Source organism: Agrobacterium sp. Ap1 (genome assembly GCF_017313375.1).
Classification (GTDB): domain Bacteria; phylum Pseudomonadota; class Alphaproteobacteria; order Rhizobiales; family Rhizobiaceae; genus Neorhizobium; species Neorhizobium cellulosilyticum.
Map to the genome: position 1 here is coordinate 290,497 of NZ_JAFLMY010000004.1, position 15,987 is coordinate 306,483.

Annotated in this window: 14 protein-coding genes; 8 read left to right on the forward strand and 6 right to left on the reverse strand. The window is 59.8% G+C overall.

The window, feature by feature from the left end:
- Positions 1-13: 13 nt before the first annotated feature.
- Positions 14-1,537: a helicase HerA domain-containing protein gene (locus JZX87_RS10380; protein WP_206825323.1), complete on the forward strand. Its 1,524-nt coding sequence runs from the start codon at positions 14-16 to the stop codon at positions 1,535-1,537.
- A gap of 223 nt (positions 1,538-1,760) precedes the next feature.
- Complete coding sequence (rpsD, locus tag JZX87_RS10385) at positions 1,761-2,378, forward strand: 30S ribosomal protein S4 (RefSeq protein WP_148146435.1); 618 nt, start codon at positions 1,761-1,763, stop codon at positions 2,376-2,378.
- Positions 2,379-2,505: 127 nt separating this feature from the next.
- On the opposite strand, the gene sthA is transcribed toward rpsD, so the two are convergent.
- Positions 2,506-4,005, reverse strand: coding sequence for a Si-specific NAD(P)(+) transhydrogenase (gene sthA, locus JZX87_RS10390; protein ID WP_286194413.1), 1,500 nt, complete (start codon positions 4,003-4,005; stop codon positions 2,506-2,508).
- 200 nt (positions 4,006-4,205) lie between these two features.
- Positions 4,206-5,057 carry a helix-turn-helix transcriptional regulator gene (locus JZX87_RS10395; RefSeq protein WP_206825324.1) on the reverse strand — a complete coding sequence of 284 codons (852 nt, stop codon included), beginning with the start codon at positions 5,055-5,057 and terminating at the stop codon, positions 4,206-4,208.
- 105 nt (positions 5,058-5,162) lie between these two features.
- Here JZX87_RS10395 and JZX87_RS10400 point away from each other — a divergent pair, with 105 nt between their 5' ends.
- Entirely contained in the window at positions 5,163-6,059 is an 897-nt protein-coding gene (locus tag JZX87_RS10400; RefSeq protein WP_206825325.1) for an SDR family oxidoreductase, read from the forward strand.
- A gap of 13 nt (positions 6,060-6,072) precedes the next feature.
- Here the strand turns inward: JZX87_RS10400 and radC are convergent, their stop codons facing one another.
- Genes radC through JZX87_RS10420 form a run of 4 tightly spaced genes read right to left on the reverse strand, consistent with a single transcriptional unit; the run spans position 6,073 to position 10,404 of the window.
- The gene (radC, locus tag JZX87_RS10405; protein ID WP_206825326.1) at positions 6,073-6,891 is read right to left on the reverse strand and encodes a RadC family protein; all 819 of its coding nucleotides are present in this window, start codon (positions 6,889-6,891) and stop codon (positions 6,073-6,075) included.
- Between the two features lie 3 nt (positions 6,892-6,894).
- Entirely contained in the window at positions 6,895-7,734 is an 840-nt protein-coding gene (gene map, locus JZX87_RS10410) for a type I methionyl aminopeptidase (RefSeq protein ID WP_206825565.1), read from the reverse strand.
- A gap of 47 nt (positions 7,735-7,781) precedes the next feature.
- A complete protein-coding gene (gene sfsA, locus JZX87_RS10415; protein WP_206825327.1) occupies positions 7,782-8,525 on the reverse strand; it encodes a DNA/RNA nuclease SfsA in 744 nt (247 codons plus the stop codon).
- Between the two features lie 10 nt (positions 8,526-8,535).
- Complete coding sequence (locus tag JZX87_RS10420) at positions 8,536-10,404, reverse strand: PHA/PHB synthase family protein (RefSeq protein WP_502711310.1); 1,869 nt, start codon at positions 10,402-10,404, stop codon at positions 8,536-8,538.
- Between JZX87_RS10420 and JZX87_RS10425 the strand changes: the two genes are divergently transcribed.
- The 5 genes from JZX87_RS10425 to recJ all read left to right on the forward strand — a co-directional run bounded on the left by JZX87_RS10425 (position 10,375) and on the right by recJ (position 15,978).
- The gene (locus JZX87_RS10425; protein WP_183686906.1) at positions 10,375-10,956 is read left to right on the forward strand and encodes a hypothetical protein; all 582 of its coding nucleotides are present in this window, start codon (positions 10,375-10,377) and stop codon (positions 10,954-10,956) included. The two genes, JZX87_RS10420 and JZX87_RS10425, sit on opposite strands and share 30 nt — an antisense overlap.
- Before the next feature lie 109 nt (positions 10,957-11,065).
- A complete protein-coding gene (locus JZX87_RS10430) occupies positions 11,066-12,286 on the forward strand; it encodes an LL-diaminopimelate aminotransferase (RefSeq protein WP_148146442.1) in 1,221 nt (406 codons plus the stop codon).
- Positions 12,287-12,357: 71 nt separating this feature from the next.
- Positions 12,358-13,677, forward strand: coding sequence for a homoserine dehydrogenase (locus tag JZX87_RS10435; protein ID WP_206825328.1), 1,320 nt, complete (start codon positions 12,358-12,360; stop codon positions 13,675-13,677).
- 200 nt (positions 13,678-13,877) lie between these two features.
- Positions 13,878-14,099, forward strand: coding sequence for a hypothetical protein (locus tag JZX87_RS10440; protein WP_183821839.1), 222 nt, complete (start codon positions 13,878-13,880; stop codon positions 14,097-14,099).
- Between the two features lie 46 nt (positions 14,100-14,145).
- Positions 14,146-15,978 (forward strand): single-stranded-DNA-specific exonuclease RecJ, encoded by a 1,833-nt coding sequence (gene recJ, locus JZX87_RS10445; RefSeq protein ID WP_206825329.1) that lies wholly within the window; start codon positions 14,146-14,148, stop codon positions 15,976-15,978.
- Positions 15,979-15,987 lie beyond the last annotated feature (9 nt).

A 15,987-nucleotide genomic window follows, 5' to 3' on the forward strand; every position in this document is an offset into this window, starting at 1 on the left:
CGAGGGCAGCATAGTGCAAGTCGGCATCGATATGGGAACTGTGACCGGCGGTGCGCCGGCCAAGCTCGATATCGAGGAGCTTCTGGCGACGCGTCTGCTTGTTCAGGGCAATTCCGGTTCTGGAAAGTCGCATCTCCTGCGGCGCCTGCTGGAACAGTCCGCCCCTTGGGTGCAGCAGGTCGTTATCGATCCAGAAGGCGATTTCGTCACGCTGTCGGATAAATACGGCCATGTGGTCGTTGATGGCGAGCGCACCGAAGCCGAGCTCGCCGGCATTGCCAACCGCATCCGCAAGAACCGCGTCTCCTGCGTGCTCACGCTTGAGGGTCTCGATCTCGAAGAGCAGATGCGGGCCGCAGCCGCTTTTTTGAACGGCATGTTCGATGCCGATCGCGATTATTGGTACCCGGTTCTCGTTGTCGTCGACGAAGCGCAGATGTTTGCGCCGTCAGTCGGCGGCGATGTCTCAGAAGATGCCCGAAAAATGTCGCTCGGCGCGATGACCAACCTGATGTGCCGCGGCCGTAAGCGTGGTCTCGCCGGCGTCATAGCAACCCAGCGTCTGGCAAAGCTTGCCAAGAACGTTGCGGCCGAAGCCTCAAACTTCCTGATGGGTCGTACCTTCCTCGATATCGATATGGCGCGAGCGGCCGACCTGCTCGGTATGGATCGCCGCCAGGCGGAAATGTTCCGTGACCTGAAGCGCGGCAATTTCGTTGCTCTCGGCCCGGCTCTGTCGCGCCGCCCGCTGCCGATCGTCATCGGCAATGTCGAAACATCGGCGCGCTCCTCCAGCCCCAAGCTGATGCCGCTGCCGGATGCGCCGCAGGATGTCGAAGACTTGATCTTCACGCCGGATCCGGAAGAATTCGCCCGGCCGATCACCGCAGTTCGCCGCCCGACACCGACGCCACGCCCGACCACCGATATTCTGGCTGAACTCTCCCGTTCGACGCCGGCAGCAGTTCAGCCAGCGGCCAACGAATCCCGTGTGGCCATGCCGGAATTGACTGAAGAAGAGCGCGAAGAGCGGCTGATGGCGGTGATGTCGGAAATTCTCGACGATCCGCAATCGGCTTATCGGACCGACAGCGTCCTCTATCAGGATTTTCTCGTGCGCGCCCGCATGCGCCGTCTGCCCGGCCCGCCGATCTCGCTCAGCGATTTCCGCCGCCGCACCGCGATCGCCCGTTCCGGCGTCGATGCGACCATGGCGGCGAGCGAGGCCTGGGCGACCGTGCTTTCGCTGTCGAATGGTGTCTCCGATGACCTTCAGGGCGTGTTCCTGATGATGGCCAAGGCGGCACTCGGTTCCGAGCCTTGCCCGTCTGATGCCCGCATCGCCCGCGCTTACGGCACCCATTCCGCGCGCCGCGCGAGGCGCCTTCTCGGTTATTTCGAGGAGCAGGGGTTGATCGTCGTCCACGCGGATTTCGCCGGCAAACGAATCGTCGCCTTCCCGGACCTGCAGGCCGAAACTGCGCCCGGTAGCGCCGAAGCGCCGGATGAGGGTGATCTCAAGATCGCTGCGGAATAAGGGGCTTAAAGCTATTCCGCTGTTGACAATTCCATGACAGCCCCCTAAAGACCGGCCCGGCACCGGGTGGCAACGCCCGGTGTTTTATTGACATGTCCCGTGGCACTCTCCGATCGCTTTCGTGAGAAGCCTGTCAGAACTTCCAAAACGAGGTTCAGAGGAGGGCGTGTTTCCTTCATCCGGTTTGGCAACAAACCGGTGCAACTGTTCGAAAGGAAATGCGATGAGCAAGCGCGAATCGTCCAAGTACAAAATTGACCGCCGTATGGGCGAAAACATCTGGGGCCGTCCGAAGTCCCCGGTTAACCGCCGCGAATACGGCCCGGGCCAGCACGGCCAGCGCCGCAAGGGCAAGCTCTCCGACTTCGGTGTACAGCTCCGCGCCAAGCAGAAGCTGAAGGGCTACTACGGCGATATCCGCGAGAAGCAGTTCCGCGCGATCTACGAAGAAGCTAACCGCCGCAAGGGCGACACCGGTGAAAACCTGATCGGTCTGCTGGAATCGCGTCTGGACGCCATCGTCTACCGCGCCAAGTTCGTTCCGACCGTCTTCGCTGCCCGTCAGTTCGTCAACCACGGCCACGTCACGGTCAACGGCGTTCGCGTCAACATCGGTTCCTACCGTTGCAAGGCCGGCGACGTCATCGAAGTCCGTCAGAAGTCCAAGCAGCTCGTTACGGTTCTCGAAGCCGTTTCGCTCGCTGAACGCGACGTTCCGGACTACCTCGAAGTCGACCACAACAAGATGGTTGCCACCTACGCTCGCGTACCGGCTCTCTCGGATGTACCGTACCCGGTCATCATGGAACCGTCGCTGGTCGTCGAATTCTACTCGCGTTAATCGCGACGAAAATTTGCGAAAATGGCCCCTTTCGGGGCCATTTTTGTATCTGCCGACTGCCACAATGTGGATACGAAAAAAGCCGCTCCTTTCGGGGCGGCTTTTTTCGTTGATCAGTAAATACTGGCTACTTCGAAGACGCCTTCTTCTTTTCCACCGTGACGGTTGGCTCCACCGTTGTCGGCGTGGCCGCATCGGTCAGCTGAACGGTTTTGGCCGGCGTTTCGTCCGTCCGTTTTTCCCCCATCCTGTTCCAGGCATCGAGGCCGGCGATCTTGTAGGCTTCGGCGAGTGTCGGATAGTTGAAGGTGTTTTCGACGAAATATTCGACGGTGCCTTTGAGGTTCAGCACGGCCTGGCCGATGTGAACCAGTTCGGTCGCACCTTCGCCGACGATATGCACGCCAAGCAGGCGCCGCGTCTTCAGCGAGAAGATCAGCTTCAATAGGCCACTGTCGAGGCCCATGATATGGCCGCGTGACGTCTCGCGGAACCGGGCGACGCCGCATTCGTAGGGGATTCCGCGTTCGCGCATCTCTTCTTCGGTCAGGCCGCAGGTGGAGATTTCCGGCACGGCGTAGATGCCGTAGGGGAAATATTTCTGCGGTTCCTTGGCCATGGCGCCGACCGCGACGCGGGCAGCGATTCGCCCCTGTTCCATAGATGTGGAGGCAAGGCTCGGAAAGCCGACAACGTCACCGGCAGCGTAAATGCCCGGAACGGAGGTCTCGAAGGTTTCCGGATTGACACGCAGCCTGCCTCTGCTGTCTGCGTCAAGCCCTGCGGCGGCAAGGTTCAGCGTATCGGTCGCACCGACGCGCCCGGCTGCATAAAGCACCATGTCGGCGACGATCCTGCGGCCTGTATCGACCGTCACGGCGACCTTGCCGTCCGCCAGTTTTTCCACCTTCTCGGCTTTTTGGCCAAGCAGCAGCTTCATGTTGCGGTCGCGCAGCTGGTAGGTGAAGTCCTCGATGATTTCCTTGTCGATGAAGTCGAGCAGCGTCGACTTCGGATCTATGACGGTAACAGCGGCGTCCAGAGCACTGAATATCGTCGCGTATTCGATGCCGATAACGCCGGCGCCGATCACCACGATCGAGCGGGGGAGATTGTGGATTTCCAGCAATTCGTCGCTGTCGAGAACCGTCTTGTTGTCGAACGGAATGGAGGCCGGCCGAAAGGGCCGGGTGCCGACGGCGAGCAGAATGCTCTTGCCCGAAACGTGAACCGTGTCGTCGTCGTCCTTGACGATCTGCATCGTATCCTTGGAAACGAAGCTCGCCTTGCCGCGAATATGCTGGACCCGGTTGCGGGCAAACTGATGTTCCAGAACGTCGACTTCATGGTCGAGCGTAATGAGCAGGCGGCGGCGCAGGTCTTCCGCGCTGATCTCCTGCTTAACCCTGTAGGAGCGGCCGTAAAAGCCGCGTTCCCGCCAGCCGGAAAGATTAAGCGCGGTTTCGCGCAGCGTCTTCGACGGGATCGTGCCCGTATGAACCGATACGCCGCCGACCCGCCGACCCTGCTCGACGACAAGCACCTTCTTGTCGAGTTTGGCCGCCTGGATGGCTGCACGCCGTCCGGCCGGTCCGCTGCCAACCACGATGAGGTCGTACTGGTGCATGAAATTCTCCGTTTAGAACTCGCTGGTCCCGCCAGCCAAAACAACCAGACCTGATCTACACGACTATTCTAAAATTCTGATTGCATCCGGCAATGTTTCGAAAATGACAAAAGACAAGTGCACGAGCAAGGCCCGAGCGCGTCTAAAAATACGACTATTGTGCTGTGCAATGATGACGGTGTTTGAGCCGTGGCCGGCGGCTATCGGCCGTTTCTTGCCATGCCGAGCAACTGCCTGACGCGTTCGGCATCAGCTTCGGTCATCGGTGTGAACACAACAAGGCCGAGATCCGGCCGGCCATCGACGGTAAAGGAGGAATATTCCATCATCAGGTCGCCGGCGATCTCGTGGCGGAAATGTTTTGTTCCGGCACCATAGTTCTGAATGTCGTAATCCTGCCAGATTGCGCTGAACTCGGGGCTTGCGTGGCTGAGATCTTCGACCATCGCCTGCAGAGCTTGCGCAGGTGCCGCCTTGATCGCTTCGGCACGGAAAGACGCGACCGCCGAGCGAGCGTCCCGTTCCCAGTTGACCATATGTCCGCGAACCCGTTGGTTGCAAAAGATCAGCTTCAGAATGTTGCGCTCTTCCGGTGGCAGGAGAGCGTAATCGGTCATGACCACGCTTGCCGCGGCATTCCAGCCGACGACGTCCCAAAGCGCGGTGCGCAGTACGGCTGGGCTAAATGTCATTGCGTCCAGAACCCGCTGTAATTGCGCTGATATGGGTTCAAAAGGCTGGTGGCGTATTTCGGGCGGCCGATGCTGCGCCAGCAGGAAAAGATGTTCGCGTTCGGCGCTGGTGAGCGCCAGCGCCTTGGCGAGCCGGTTCAGTACATCGCTCGAAGGCGAGCCGCCGCGGCCCTGTTCCAGCCACGTATACCACGTGGCGCTGACATTGGCGCGCTGAGCAACTTCTTCGCGCCTCAGCCCCGGCGTGCGGCGGCGTGTTGCTTCGATACCGAATTCCGCCGGATCGAGCTTTGCCCGGCGATCCTTCAGGTAGCTCCCAAGCGGATTGTCGTCCCGCGCTTTGTTGATCGCCTCTGCCATTGTCGCCAGCCTGTTAGTCCCGATACCGGTATAAGGTCACGGCTTTTATCGCCCGAATCCGGATCATATTCGACATCCGTCAACATGCGAGCATGAGGTTTTCATATGCGTGTCTTTGTTACGGGTGCAACGGGTTTTGTCGGCACCGCCGTCGTTCGGGAGCTTCTTTCCGCCGGTCATCAGGTTCTCGGCCTGTCTCGCTCCGATGCCGGCAGCGCCTCGCTGCAGGCTGCAGGGGCCGAGGTTCATCGCGGCTCGCTGGATGATCTCGCCAGCCTTCAAGCCGGAGCGGCTACCGCGGATGCGGTGATCCATACGGGCTTCAACCACGACTTTTCCAAATTCAAGGAGAACTGTGAGGCGGATCGACGGATCATAGCGGCCCTTGGTGACGCGCTCGCCGGATCCAATCGTCCTTTTCTGGTGACATCCGGCACGGGCCTGCTTCAGCTGGGGCGGCCGGCCACGGAAGACGACCTGCCGAATGTCGGCTCATCCGTCATTCCCCGTGTCGCGACTGAAGAGGCCGTGGCGGCAATCGCTGAGCGCGGCGTTAAAGTCTCTCTGATCCGTCTGCCGCCCTCGGTTCATGGAACCGGCGACCACGGTTTCGTCCCGATGTTGATCGCCAAGGCGCGCGATACCGGCGTCTCCGCCTATGTCGGCGATGGCGACAACCGCTGGCCGGCGGTCCATCGGTTAGACGCCGCAAACGTCTATCGTTTGGCGCTGGAGCGGGGAGCGCTTGAGCCACGCTACCATGCCGTCGCGGAAGAAGGCGTCCCGTTCAGGCAGATTGCCGAACTCATCGGCCGTCGTCTGGGCGTGCCGGTCGTCTCGAAATCTCACGAAGAGGCCGCTGCGCATTTCGGCTGGTTCGCACATTTCGCCGGCATGGACAGCCCGGCGTCGAGCGCGACAACGAAGGAGTGGCTGGACTGGAAGCCAATCCAGCCTGGTTTGCTGGAAGATCTCGATCAGGACGCCTATTTCGCCGGCTGAAGCAGGCGGGGGGTCAGATCAGCCTCAATCCCTTGAGGCTGGCATGACCATCCTTGCCGATGATGATGTGGTCGTGGACGGTGATGCCAAGCGGCTTTGCCGTATCCACGATCGTTTTGGTCATGTCGATATCGGCGCGTGACGGGGTCGGGTCTCCGCTCGGGTGATTGTGAACGAGAATGATGGCGGTGGCGGAAAGTTCCAGCGCCCGCCGCACCACTTCGCGCGGATAGACCGGCGTGTGATCGACCGTTCCCTTGCCCTGGATTTCATCGGCGATCAGCGCATTGCGCTTGTCGAGAAACAGGATGCGGAACTGCTCGCGGGATTCATAGGCCATGGCCGCATGGCAATAATCGATCACGGAAGACCAGGAAGAGAGAACCTGCTTTTCACGAAGCTCGCTGCGCAAAATCCGCTGGCCGACCGTCGCAACCAGTTTCAGATCGAGCGCGACGCTCTCGCCGATCCCCTTGACCTCCTGCAGCAGGCTTGTCGGGGCGCCAAACACGCCTGCAAGCGAACCGAAACGGGCCAATAGCGCTTTCGCGAGAGGTTTGGTGTCCCGGCGCGGGATCGAGCGGAACAGCAGAAGTTCGAGGATTTCGTAGTCGGCGAGCGACGTATCGCCATGGTCGCGGTATTTGTCGCGTAACCGCTCGCGGTGCCCGAGATAATGCTCGGCGGCTCCGGGCAGCTGATCCGCCTTGAGCGGCGGCCGTTTTCCCACATGTTCGGCAAAATAACCGCGCTCGTCGGCGAACAGGTCGTCGCGGCCCGTCTCCTCGGCTGGTTCATGCGAATCTTGCGAGGAGGCGGGGCGCTTGTTCATGGATCAGCCTTCGAGCGGCGGAAGTCCGGGGCGGTCGAAACCACCCGGCGAAAGGGTGAAGATCTCGCAGCCCGTGGCGGTAACGCCGATTGCGTGTTCGTATTGTGCCGAAAGCGACCGGTCGCGGGTCACCGCCGTCCAGCCATCGGCAAGAACCTTCACATGCGGCTTGCCCAGATTGATCATCGGCTCGATCGTGAAGATCATGCCCTCTTTCAATTCTGGCCCTTCGTCGGATCTGCCGTAATGCAGGATGTTCGGCGAATCGTGGAACAGCTGCCCGACGCCATGGCCGCAGAAATCGCGCACGACGGAGCAGCGCTCGGCTTCCGCATAGGTCTGGATCGCTTCACCAATCGCGCCGGTGCGCACGCCGGGCTTGACGACGGCAATGCCGCGCATCAGGCATTCATACGTCACTTCCAGCAGCCGTTCGGCAGCACGCTTGATCTGCCCGACGGGATACATGCGGCTGGAATCGCCATGCCATCCGTCGAGAATGTAGGTCACGTCGATATTGACGATATCGCCTTCGCGCAGCGGCTTGTCGTCCGGCATGCCGTGGCAGACGACATGGTTGATCGAGGTGCAGACTGAATATTTGTAACCGCGATAGTTCAGCGTCGCGGGAAGCGCGCCGTGATCCATGCCGAATTCGAAAACGAACCGGTCGATCGCCGCTGTGGTAACGCCCGGCTTGATGATCGAAGCGAGTTCGTCGAGGCAACGTGCGGTCAGAAGACACGCCTTGCGCATGCCGGCGAAGTCGTCGGCCGTGTTGTAAAGGCGGATTGCACCCGTGTTTTTTTGGGGGGCGGAAACCGCCTCGATGTAATTGACCATCATATTTCTCTCAATCGTTCCCCCGTTCATAATGCAGCACGCCCGCCTTAGTCCATGGCGAACAATAATTCCGACTGCATTCCTCCCGACAGGGGCTTCATTTCGATCAGATCCAGCGGTTCTATTCCTTCGGGAGAAACTGCGCATCTGAGCGCGTATGCCTCGACACCACGGTTCTGTGCCCGGGCGAATGCCGCAGCGTAAAACGGATCGAGGTCGGCGCAGATCGAGAAGCTTTGGCAATCCGGTCTCTGGATGAGGTAGATCATCACCGCCCGGTGACCAAGTTCCGCCATGTCGCCAAGTTCTTCCAGATGTTTGGCGCCGCGCTTGGTGACCGTATCGGGAAATTCGGCCAGTCCCGCCTGCCGACTGAAATGGACGTTCTTCACCTCCACATAGGCATCCGGCAGGCCGTCGCCCTTCAGCAGGAAATCGATCCGCGAGTTGCGGCCGTATTTCTGTTCTCTCAGGATCGTCGGATAACCGGAAAGGCTGGGGATCAGGCCGGCGCGGATTGCTTCCTCGGTGAGCTTGTTCGGCATGCCGGTATTGACGCCGACCATTTCTCCGTCTGCCTCGATCATCTCGAAGACATGTCGATATTTTCGTGTCGGGCTGTCATGCTCGGAAAGCCAGATCCGCGATCCGGGCGTCGTCAGCTCGCGCATCGAGCCGGTATTGGGGCACGAGCCGGTGATCGGCGTGCCGTCGTCCAGAATGGCGTCGAACAGAAAGCGCTTGTAGCGCTGCACCAGCGTGGCGGGAACAAGAGGGGGGTGAAAACGCATAAGAAGTCCGTCAGGAGCGCGCCAGAACATAGGTGCCGGGGGCGTCTCCAAGCGGTGACAGGGTTCGGTCGCCGGGAATGCGGGCCGGAACAAGGTCGGTATCCTGCGCTTCCACCCATGCCTGCCAATGCGGCCACCAGGAGCCGGCGGTTTCAGTCGCCTCCTTCAACCAGCCGTACAGCGTATCTGCAGACTTGGCACCTGTGTCGCCTTGGGCCCAATAACGATACTTCGTCCGGCTCGGTGGGTTGACGACGCCGGCAATATGCCCGGAGCCGGAGAGAACGAATTCGACCGGCCCGCCGAACAGGGCGTTGCCGCGAAAGACAGAGCGGGCAGGGGCAATGTGATCTTCGCGCGTGGCGAGATTGTAGATCGGGATGGTGATGTCGCGGAGATCGATCGAGCCGCCGCCGAGCTTCATCTGGCCGGCAGAGAGCGCATTGTCGAGATAGCAGCTGCGGAGGTAATAAGCGTGATTGGCGGCCGCCACCCGCGTCGAATCGGAGTTCCAGTAGAGCAGGTCGAAGGGCATCGGCTCCTTGCCCTTGAGGTAATTGTTGACGACATAGGGCCAGATGAGTTCCGACGAGCGAAGAAGGTTGAAGGCCGCTGCCATCTGCGACGCCGCCAGATAACCGCTTGCCTTCATCTGCGCCTCGATGACGGCAAGCTGTTCCTCATCGACGAACACCTTCAATTCGCCTGCCTCGGCGAAATCCACCTGCGCGGTCAAAAGCGTGGCGGAAGCAATCCGCGCATCTTTCTTCTGCGCATGCCATGCAAGTGCCGCGGCAAGCAGAGTGCCGCCGACGCAATAACCGATGACGTTGGATTGTTTCTCTCCGGTTGCCTGTTCGGCCGTATCGAGCGCGAAATCGATGCCTTCGCGAATGTAGGATTCCCAATCCTTTGCCGCATGCTCACGGTCCGGATTGACCCAGGAGATGACGAAGACCGTATGCCCCTGATCGACGCACCACTTGATGAAGCTCTTTTCCGGTGTCAGATCGAGGATGTAGAACTTGTTGATCCAGGGCGGCACGATCACCAGCGGTCGCTTGAACACTGTCTCGGTTGAAGGTTCATATTGGATGATCTCGCAAAGTTCGTTGCGAGCAATCACCTTGCCGGGCGTGATTGCGAGATTGTTTCCGACAGAGAACTGGCTGGCATCCGTCTGGCGCAGTCGCAAATGCCCGCCGCCGGCGATCACGTCTTCAGTCAGCATCCGCATGCCGGTGACGAGGTTCATGCCCTGGCTTTCCACCGTCGCGCGCCAGACCTCCGGATTGGTCATCGCGAAATTGCTGGGTGAAAACGCGGCGGTGAACTGCCTGACATAGAATCGGGCCTTGTATTTCGTAATTTCATCCAGCCCGTCCGCCTCGCTCACCAGCCTTTCGGCCCAGGAGGCGCTTGCCAGGTAGATCTGCCGCAGGAAGGAAAAGAACGGATTTCGATACCAGTCCTCGTCGGCGAAGCGCCGGTCCTTGTTTGCCGCCATCTCGGCCTCGGCGCTCTTTTCCTCTGTCCCGCCCGTCTGCTGAATGCTGCGCATCCAGATCTCGAAATAGGTGGACAGAAGCAGTGTTTGCGCTTCGAGCATCCGTTTCTGGTCGGAAGTCCAGTATTCTGTGAGCGCCGACATGGTCTTGATGAAATCGCCGATCGGCCCGGCGAAAAGATCATCCGATGTCTCGCCGCGTTCACGTGGACCGAGCCATTCGGAGGCGGCGCGACCCAGATTCTCGAATGCCCGCGCAGCATTCATCATCAGGGACTGGGGGTCCTTGATCGCATAGGCTTCGAAGAAACGCGCATCGAAGCCCGGAAATTCCTGTCCGGAATGCCCGTGATCGTCGGACTTTTGCGCCAATCGCAGCCTCCCGTGCATGACCGTTGTTTTCATTTGTACATCGCGCCCGAAACCGAATACAAGTGCCGGAAAGGACGACGATGGCGGATCACCGCCCGCGTCAAGGTCGGACAGGGTCCGATGACGGCATTGACGGAGATGGGGCAGGCCATGGGAATTCTAAAGCGCGGGATCGGATGTTTGTCTGTCGCGGCACCTCTGGCTCTATTGCCGCTGCTGGCCTCCTGCAACAGTCAGAGCTTTGCGCTTGACGACGGTATCCCCAGCACCGCGCCGCCGGCCGTTATTTCTCAGTCTAAGACTGAACGCGCGCCGGGTCCGCTGGTCAAGAAGGATACCGGCACCTATCCAACCTTCGATCGCACGCTTCTCGCCGCCAACGAGCAGATCGAGGACGAGGATTACAACAAGACCGAGCCTCGTATGGCAGCACTTGCTCGTGCTCGCCGCAGCGGTTCGATCAGCGAAGCTGAATACAAGAAACGCGTCGCCGAATATCGCAAATTGGCCACTGAGCACGGCACTGACGCGCTGAACACCATCTCGAAGTAACGGGCCGCCTCTCTTAGCACTTGCCTTTCGTCCTGTTTGGCCGCAAAGCAATCGGATGCGACACATTGATGTCGCTCAATTGCTGCTTCGTGCGCCAATGGGAAGAGAGATGGAAGAGTTTCATAAAGTCCGCAGACTGCCGCCTTACGTTTTCGAACAGGTCAACCGTTTGAAGGCCAGCGCGCGAGCGGGTGGCGCGGACATTATCGATCTCGGCATGGGCAATCCCGACCTTCCGACACCGAAGGCGATCGTCGACAAGCTGTGCGAAGTGGTTCAGGACCCGCGCACCCACCGCTACTCGTCCTCCAAGGGCATTCCGGGGCTGCGCCGCGCTCAGGCCGCCTATTACGCTCGCCGATTCGGGGTGAAGCTCAACCCGGATACACAGGTCGTTGCGACCCTCGGCTCGAAGGAAGGCTTTGCCAACATGGCGCAGGCGATCACCGCGCCTGGCGATGTCATCCTTTGCCCGAACCCGACCTATCCTATCCACGCCTTCGGCTTCCTGATGGCAGGCGGCGTGATCCGCTCCATGTCGGTAGAGCCGGACGACAGCTTCTTCCCGCCGCTTGAGCGCGCGGTAAAGCACTCGATTCCCAAGCCGCTGGCGCTGATCATCAACTATCCGTCCAACCCGACGGCCTTTGTGGCGAGCCTCGATTTCTACAAGGACGTCATCGCATTCGCCAAGAAACATGACATCATCGTGTTGTCTGACCTTGCCTATTCCGAGATCTATTTCGACGACAACAATCCGCCGCCGTCAGTGCTGCAGGTTCCGGGCGCAATGGATGTCTGCGTTGAGTTCACCTCGATGTCGAAAACTTTCTCCATGCCGGGCTGGCGGATGGGCTTCGCCGTCGGCAACGAGCGCCTGATCGCAGCGCTGACGCGTGTGAAATCCTATCTGGATTACGGCGCGTTTACGCCGATCCAGGTTGCTGCAACCCACGCGCTGAACGGCGATGGCTCCGATATCGCGGAAGTCCGCAATGTCTACAAGCGCCGCCGCGACGTGATGGTCGACAGCTTCGGCAAGGCTGGTTTCGAAGTGCCGCCGCCGGCTGCCACGATGTTCGCCTGGGCAAAGATCCCGGAAAAGTTCCGTCACCTCGGCTCGCTTGAATTCTCCAAGCTTCTCGTCGAAAAGGCTGACGTCGCTGTCGCTCCGGGTATTGGTTTCGGCGAAATGGGCGACGATTACGTCCGTCTCGCACTTGTTGAGAACGAGCACCGGATTCGTCAGGCGGCCCGTAATATCAAGAAGTTTTTCTCGACCGTCGACGAGACGATGCACAACGTCATTTCGTTGAATACGCACCGCTAAGTCGGTCATCGACCGTCATAATCCTCAAGCGGCCCGTTCGTGGCCGCTTTTTCAAACATCGGGAATGCGAAATGGCAGACGCCCTCAAAGTCGGCATCGCGGGTCTTGGAACCGTGGGTGCTTCGCTGGTCAAGATCATCCAGACACGTGCCAATGAACTGGCCGTGACATGCGGACGAGCGATCGAGATCACTGCTATTACCGCCCGCGACCGCAACCGTGACCGTGGCTTCGACATGTCCGGCATGGCGTGGTTTGAAACACCGGAAAAGCTTGCAGCCGAAGCCGATATCGATGTCTTCGTCGAATTGATGGGCGGCGCTACGGGTGCCGCGGCCGATTCTGTCAGGATCGCGCTGGAACGTGGTCTCCATGTCGTGACCGCCAACAAGGCGCTTCTGGCAGCTTCAGGTGTCGAGCTTGCGACGATCGCCGAAGAAAAGGGCGCTCTCCTGAACTTCGAAGCCGCCGTTGCCGGCGGTATCCCGGTCATCAAGGCGCTGCGCGAGAGCTTGACGGGTAACACTGTCTCGCGCGTCTATGGCATCATGAACGGCACCTGCAACTACATCCTCACCAAGATGGAGAAGGAAGGCCTTTCGTTTGAGGAGTGCCTGAAGGAAGCCCAGCGTCTCGGTTATGCCGAAGCCGATCCGGCCTTCGATATCGAGGGCAATGACACGGCGCACAAGCTTGCTATCCTGACGACGCTCGCTTTTGGCACGAAGATCGCGGCCGACGAGATCTATCTCGAGGGCATTACCAACATCTCGATCGACGACATTCTGGCTGCTGCCGATCTCGGTTACCGCATCAAGCTGCTCGGCGTTGCCCAGCGCACCGAAAGCGGCATCGAACAGCGCGTTCATCCGACCATGGTGCCGCATGACAGCGTGATTGCGCAGGTCGACGGCGTCACCAATGCCGTGGCGATTGAATCTGATATCCTGGGTGAACTTCTGATGGTCGGCCCCGGTGCCGGCGGCAATGCGACGGCCTCGGCCGTGCTCGGCGATATCGCCGACATCGCCAAGAGCCAGCCTGGTGCGCAGCGCGTGCCGGTACTCGGCACTCCGGCAATCGCACTTGCCCCTTATCAGAAGGCCCGGATGCGCAGCCATGAAGGCGGCTACTTCATCCGCCTGACGGTTGCCGACCGCACCGGCGTTTTTGCCAGCGTCGCGGCCCGCATGGCGGAAAACAACATTTCGCTGGAATCGATCGTCCAGCGGCCGAAGCCCGCACAGACGGACACCTCCAAGACGATCATCCTCGTCACCCACGCCACGACCGAAGCATCGATACGCAAGGCAGTCGAGGGGATCAAGCAGGAGACCTATCTCGTCGGCGAGCCGCAGGTGATCCGCATCGAGCGGCCCCGCGCATCCTGAAAAATCTCGGGCCGGCTGCGTAACAACAGCCAAGAACAAGAAGCCAAGGCGTAGCGTGTAGACCTGAAGGGGCGACGCGCTTTGGCTCTATTTTAGTATTTTGTGAAAATATTCCTGAATGACAGTTTGATGACTGGTCGCAGGGAGAAAATCGCCGTACACTCTCCTCATTCACCATCGCAGGAGGAGGCGTTTGCGTGATGTCTATTGACATGAGTGACGGCCTTTACGGCCAACCCAAGCGTCACAGCGGGCACAGCAGTGTGCCGTATCTGAAGCTTGTTTATTCGTTCAACGAGGATTTGGTTGGCGAAGACGATGGCGAGCCTGAAAGGGCAGGTTCATTTGTTGTCGCTATCCTCGCTGTTGCATCGGCGTCTATGTTCGCTGCAGTGTGGTTGTTGATTCACAACTGGCTTTGACGCGAAAGCATTTCCGCTTCTGCACGTCGTCGGCTATGGATAGCCGATGACGACAAAGACATTTACCGCTTTAACGCCCCAGGAACCCGCGGATCCCGTCCAGAGGGCATTTCTAGGAGTGGAGCGGTCTGCATCCGGGCAGCGCTGGATGTCCAGGCTCGATCAGGCAGCACAGAACCGTGCACTGGCAATCGCCCAGATTCATGGAATTCCCGAGATCATCGCCCGTGTTCTTGCCGGCCGTGGCGTGGCTTTGGATGATGCTCCGGCGTTTCTCGATCCGACCATCCGCTCGCTGATGCCAGATCCATTGACGCTGACGGATTGCGACAAGGCTTCGGCGCGAATTCTCGAAGCGATCCGCCGGCGCGAACGTGTCGCTATATTCGGCGACTATGACGTCGATGGAGCATCGTCCTCAGCACTTCTCTATCGTTTCCTGAAGCATTTCGAGATTGATGCCGAAATCTACATTCCTGACCGCATATTCGAAGGCTATGGCCCGAATGCTGCCGCCATGGAACAGTTGATCGCACGCGGCGCGAGCCTGATCGTCACCGTCGACTGTGGTTCGACTAGCCACGAATCGCTTGCGGCAGCCGCGGCGAAGGGATGTGACGTCGTGGTGATCGACCATCACCAGGTAGGAACCGAGCTGCCGAAAGCAGTCGCGCTCGTCAATCCGAATCGCGAAGACGATTTGTCGGGGCAGGGGCACTTATGTGCCGCCGGAGTGGTGTTTCTTGTTCTTGTCGCCACCGCGCGTCTTTTGCGTGAAGCCGGAGACCGGCGAGCGGCCAATCTAGATCTTCTTGCGTGGATCGATCTCGTGGCGCTCGCGACCGTGTGTGATGTTGTGCCGCTCAAGGGGTTGAACCGAGCTTACGTAGTCAAGGGGCTGATTGCGGCCCGCCATATGACCAATCTCGGCCTCGCGGCACTTTTCAGGAAGGCTGGCCTATCGGGACCGGTTACGCCCTATCATTTTGGCTTCCTCATCGGTCCGCGCATCAATGCCGGCGGACGCATCAGCGATGCAGCGCTCGGCAGCCGCCTCCTGACCCTCGAAGACAGCGTGCAGGCAGAGGAAATCGCAGCCCACCTCGATGAACTCAACCGGGATCGTCAAGCGATGGAAGCTGCGATGCTTGCCGAAGCGGAAGCCGAAGTGCTGGCCGAATACGGAGACGGCGAGGGCGCCAATGTTCTGGTCACCGCACATGAAGGCTGGCATCCCGGCATCGTCGGTTTGCTTGCAGCCAGGCTGAAGGAGAAATTCAAGCGCCCCGCTTTCGCGATCGCCTTCGATTCGCAAGGGAAAGGCACCGGCTCCGGCCGCTCTATCAATGGTTTCGACATGGGCCATATGGTGCGCGCGGCCGTGGAAGACGGCCTGCTGGTGAAAGGTGGCGGTCATGCCATGGCAGCTGGCCTCACCGTCGAGCGCAGCAAGTTGGGAGCGCTGAGGGCATTTTTTGAGGAGAGCGCCGCTTCGCGCGTGCCGTCTCTTGTCTCGAGCCACTCATTGAAGATCGACGGCGCTCTGTCGGCATCAGGTGCGACCCTCGACCTTTTCGACCAGTTGGAAAAAGCCGGGCCCTATGGGTCGGGTCATCCGCAGCCGATCTTCGCAATTCCCTCCCATCGCCTGAGGGATGTCCGTCCGGTGGGCACCGCTCACATCAAGATAACGCTGGAAGCAATGGACGGCTCACGCCTGGATGGGATCGCTTTCCGCGCCGCAGATACACCTCTGGGCGACCTCCTGATGAAATCCCGCGGCCTGCAGATCCATGCCGCCGGAAGCCTGAGCGCAGACTATTGGCAGGGCAGTCGACGGATACAGTTGCGCCTGCTGGATGCAGCATTGGCAAAATGATTTTCCGAT

What these genes read in the sequence shown, in the direction of transcription:
- JZX87_RS10430 (WP_148146442.1), top strand. Translation starts at nt 11,066, where the DNA reads ATGGAAGAGTTTCATAAAGTCCGCAGACTGCCGCCTTACGTTTTCGAA.
- map (WP_206825565.1), bottom strand. Translation starts at nt 7,734, where the DNA reads ATGGTCAATTACATCGAGGCGGTTTCCGCCCCCCAAAAAAACACGGGT.
- sthA (WP_286194413.1), bottom strand. Translation starts at nt 4,005, where the DNA reads ATGCACCAGTACGACCTCATCGTGGTTGGCAGCGGACCGGCCGGACGG.
- JZX87_RS10440 (WP_183821839.1), top strand. Translation starts at nt 13,878, where the DNA reads ATGTCTATTGACATGAGTGACGGCCTTTACGGCCAACCCAAGCGTCAC.
- JZX87_RS10395 (WP_206825324.1), bottom strand. Translation starts at nt 5,057, where the DNA reads ATGGCAGAGGCGATCAACAAAGCGCGGGACGACAATCCGCTTGGGAGC.
- recJ (WP_206825329.1), top strand. Translation starts at nt 14,146, where the DNA reads ATGACGACAAAGACATTTACCGCTTTAACGCCCCAGGAACCCGCGGAT.
- radC (WP_206825326.1), bottom strand. Translation starts at nt 6,891, where the DNA reads ATGAACAAGCGCCCCGCCTCCTCGCAAGATTCGCATGAACCAGCCGAG.
- JZX87_RS10400 (WP_206825325.1), top strand. Translation starts at nt 5,163, where the DNA reads ATGCGTGTCTTTGTTACGGGTGCAACGGGTTTTGTCGGCACCGCCGTC.
- JZX87_RS10425 (WP_183686906.1), top strand. Translation starts at nt 10,375, where the DNA reads ATGCCCGTGATCGTCGGACTTTTGCGCCAATCGCAGCCTCCCGTGCAT.
- JZX87_RS10435 (WP_206825328.1), top strand. Translation starts at nt 12,358, where the DNA reads ATGGCAGACGCCCTCAAAGTCGGCATCGCGGGTCTTGGAACCGTGGGT.
- rpsD (WP_148146435.1), top strand. Translation starts at nt 1,761, where the DNA reads ATGAGCAAGCGCGAATCGTCCAAGTACAAAATTGACCGCCGTATGGGC.
- sfsA (WP_206825327.1), bottom strand. Translation starts at nt 8,525, where the DNA reads ATGCGTTTTCACCCCCCTCTTGTTCCCGCCACGCTGGTGCAGCGCTAC.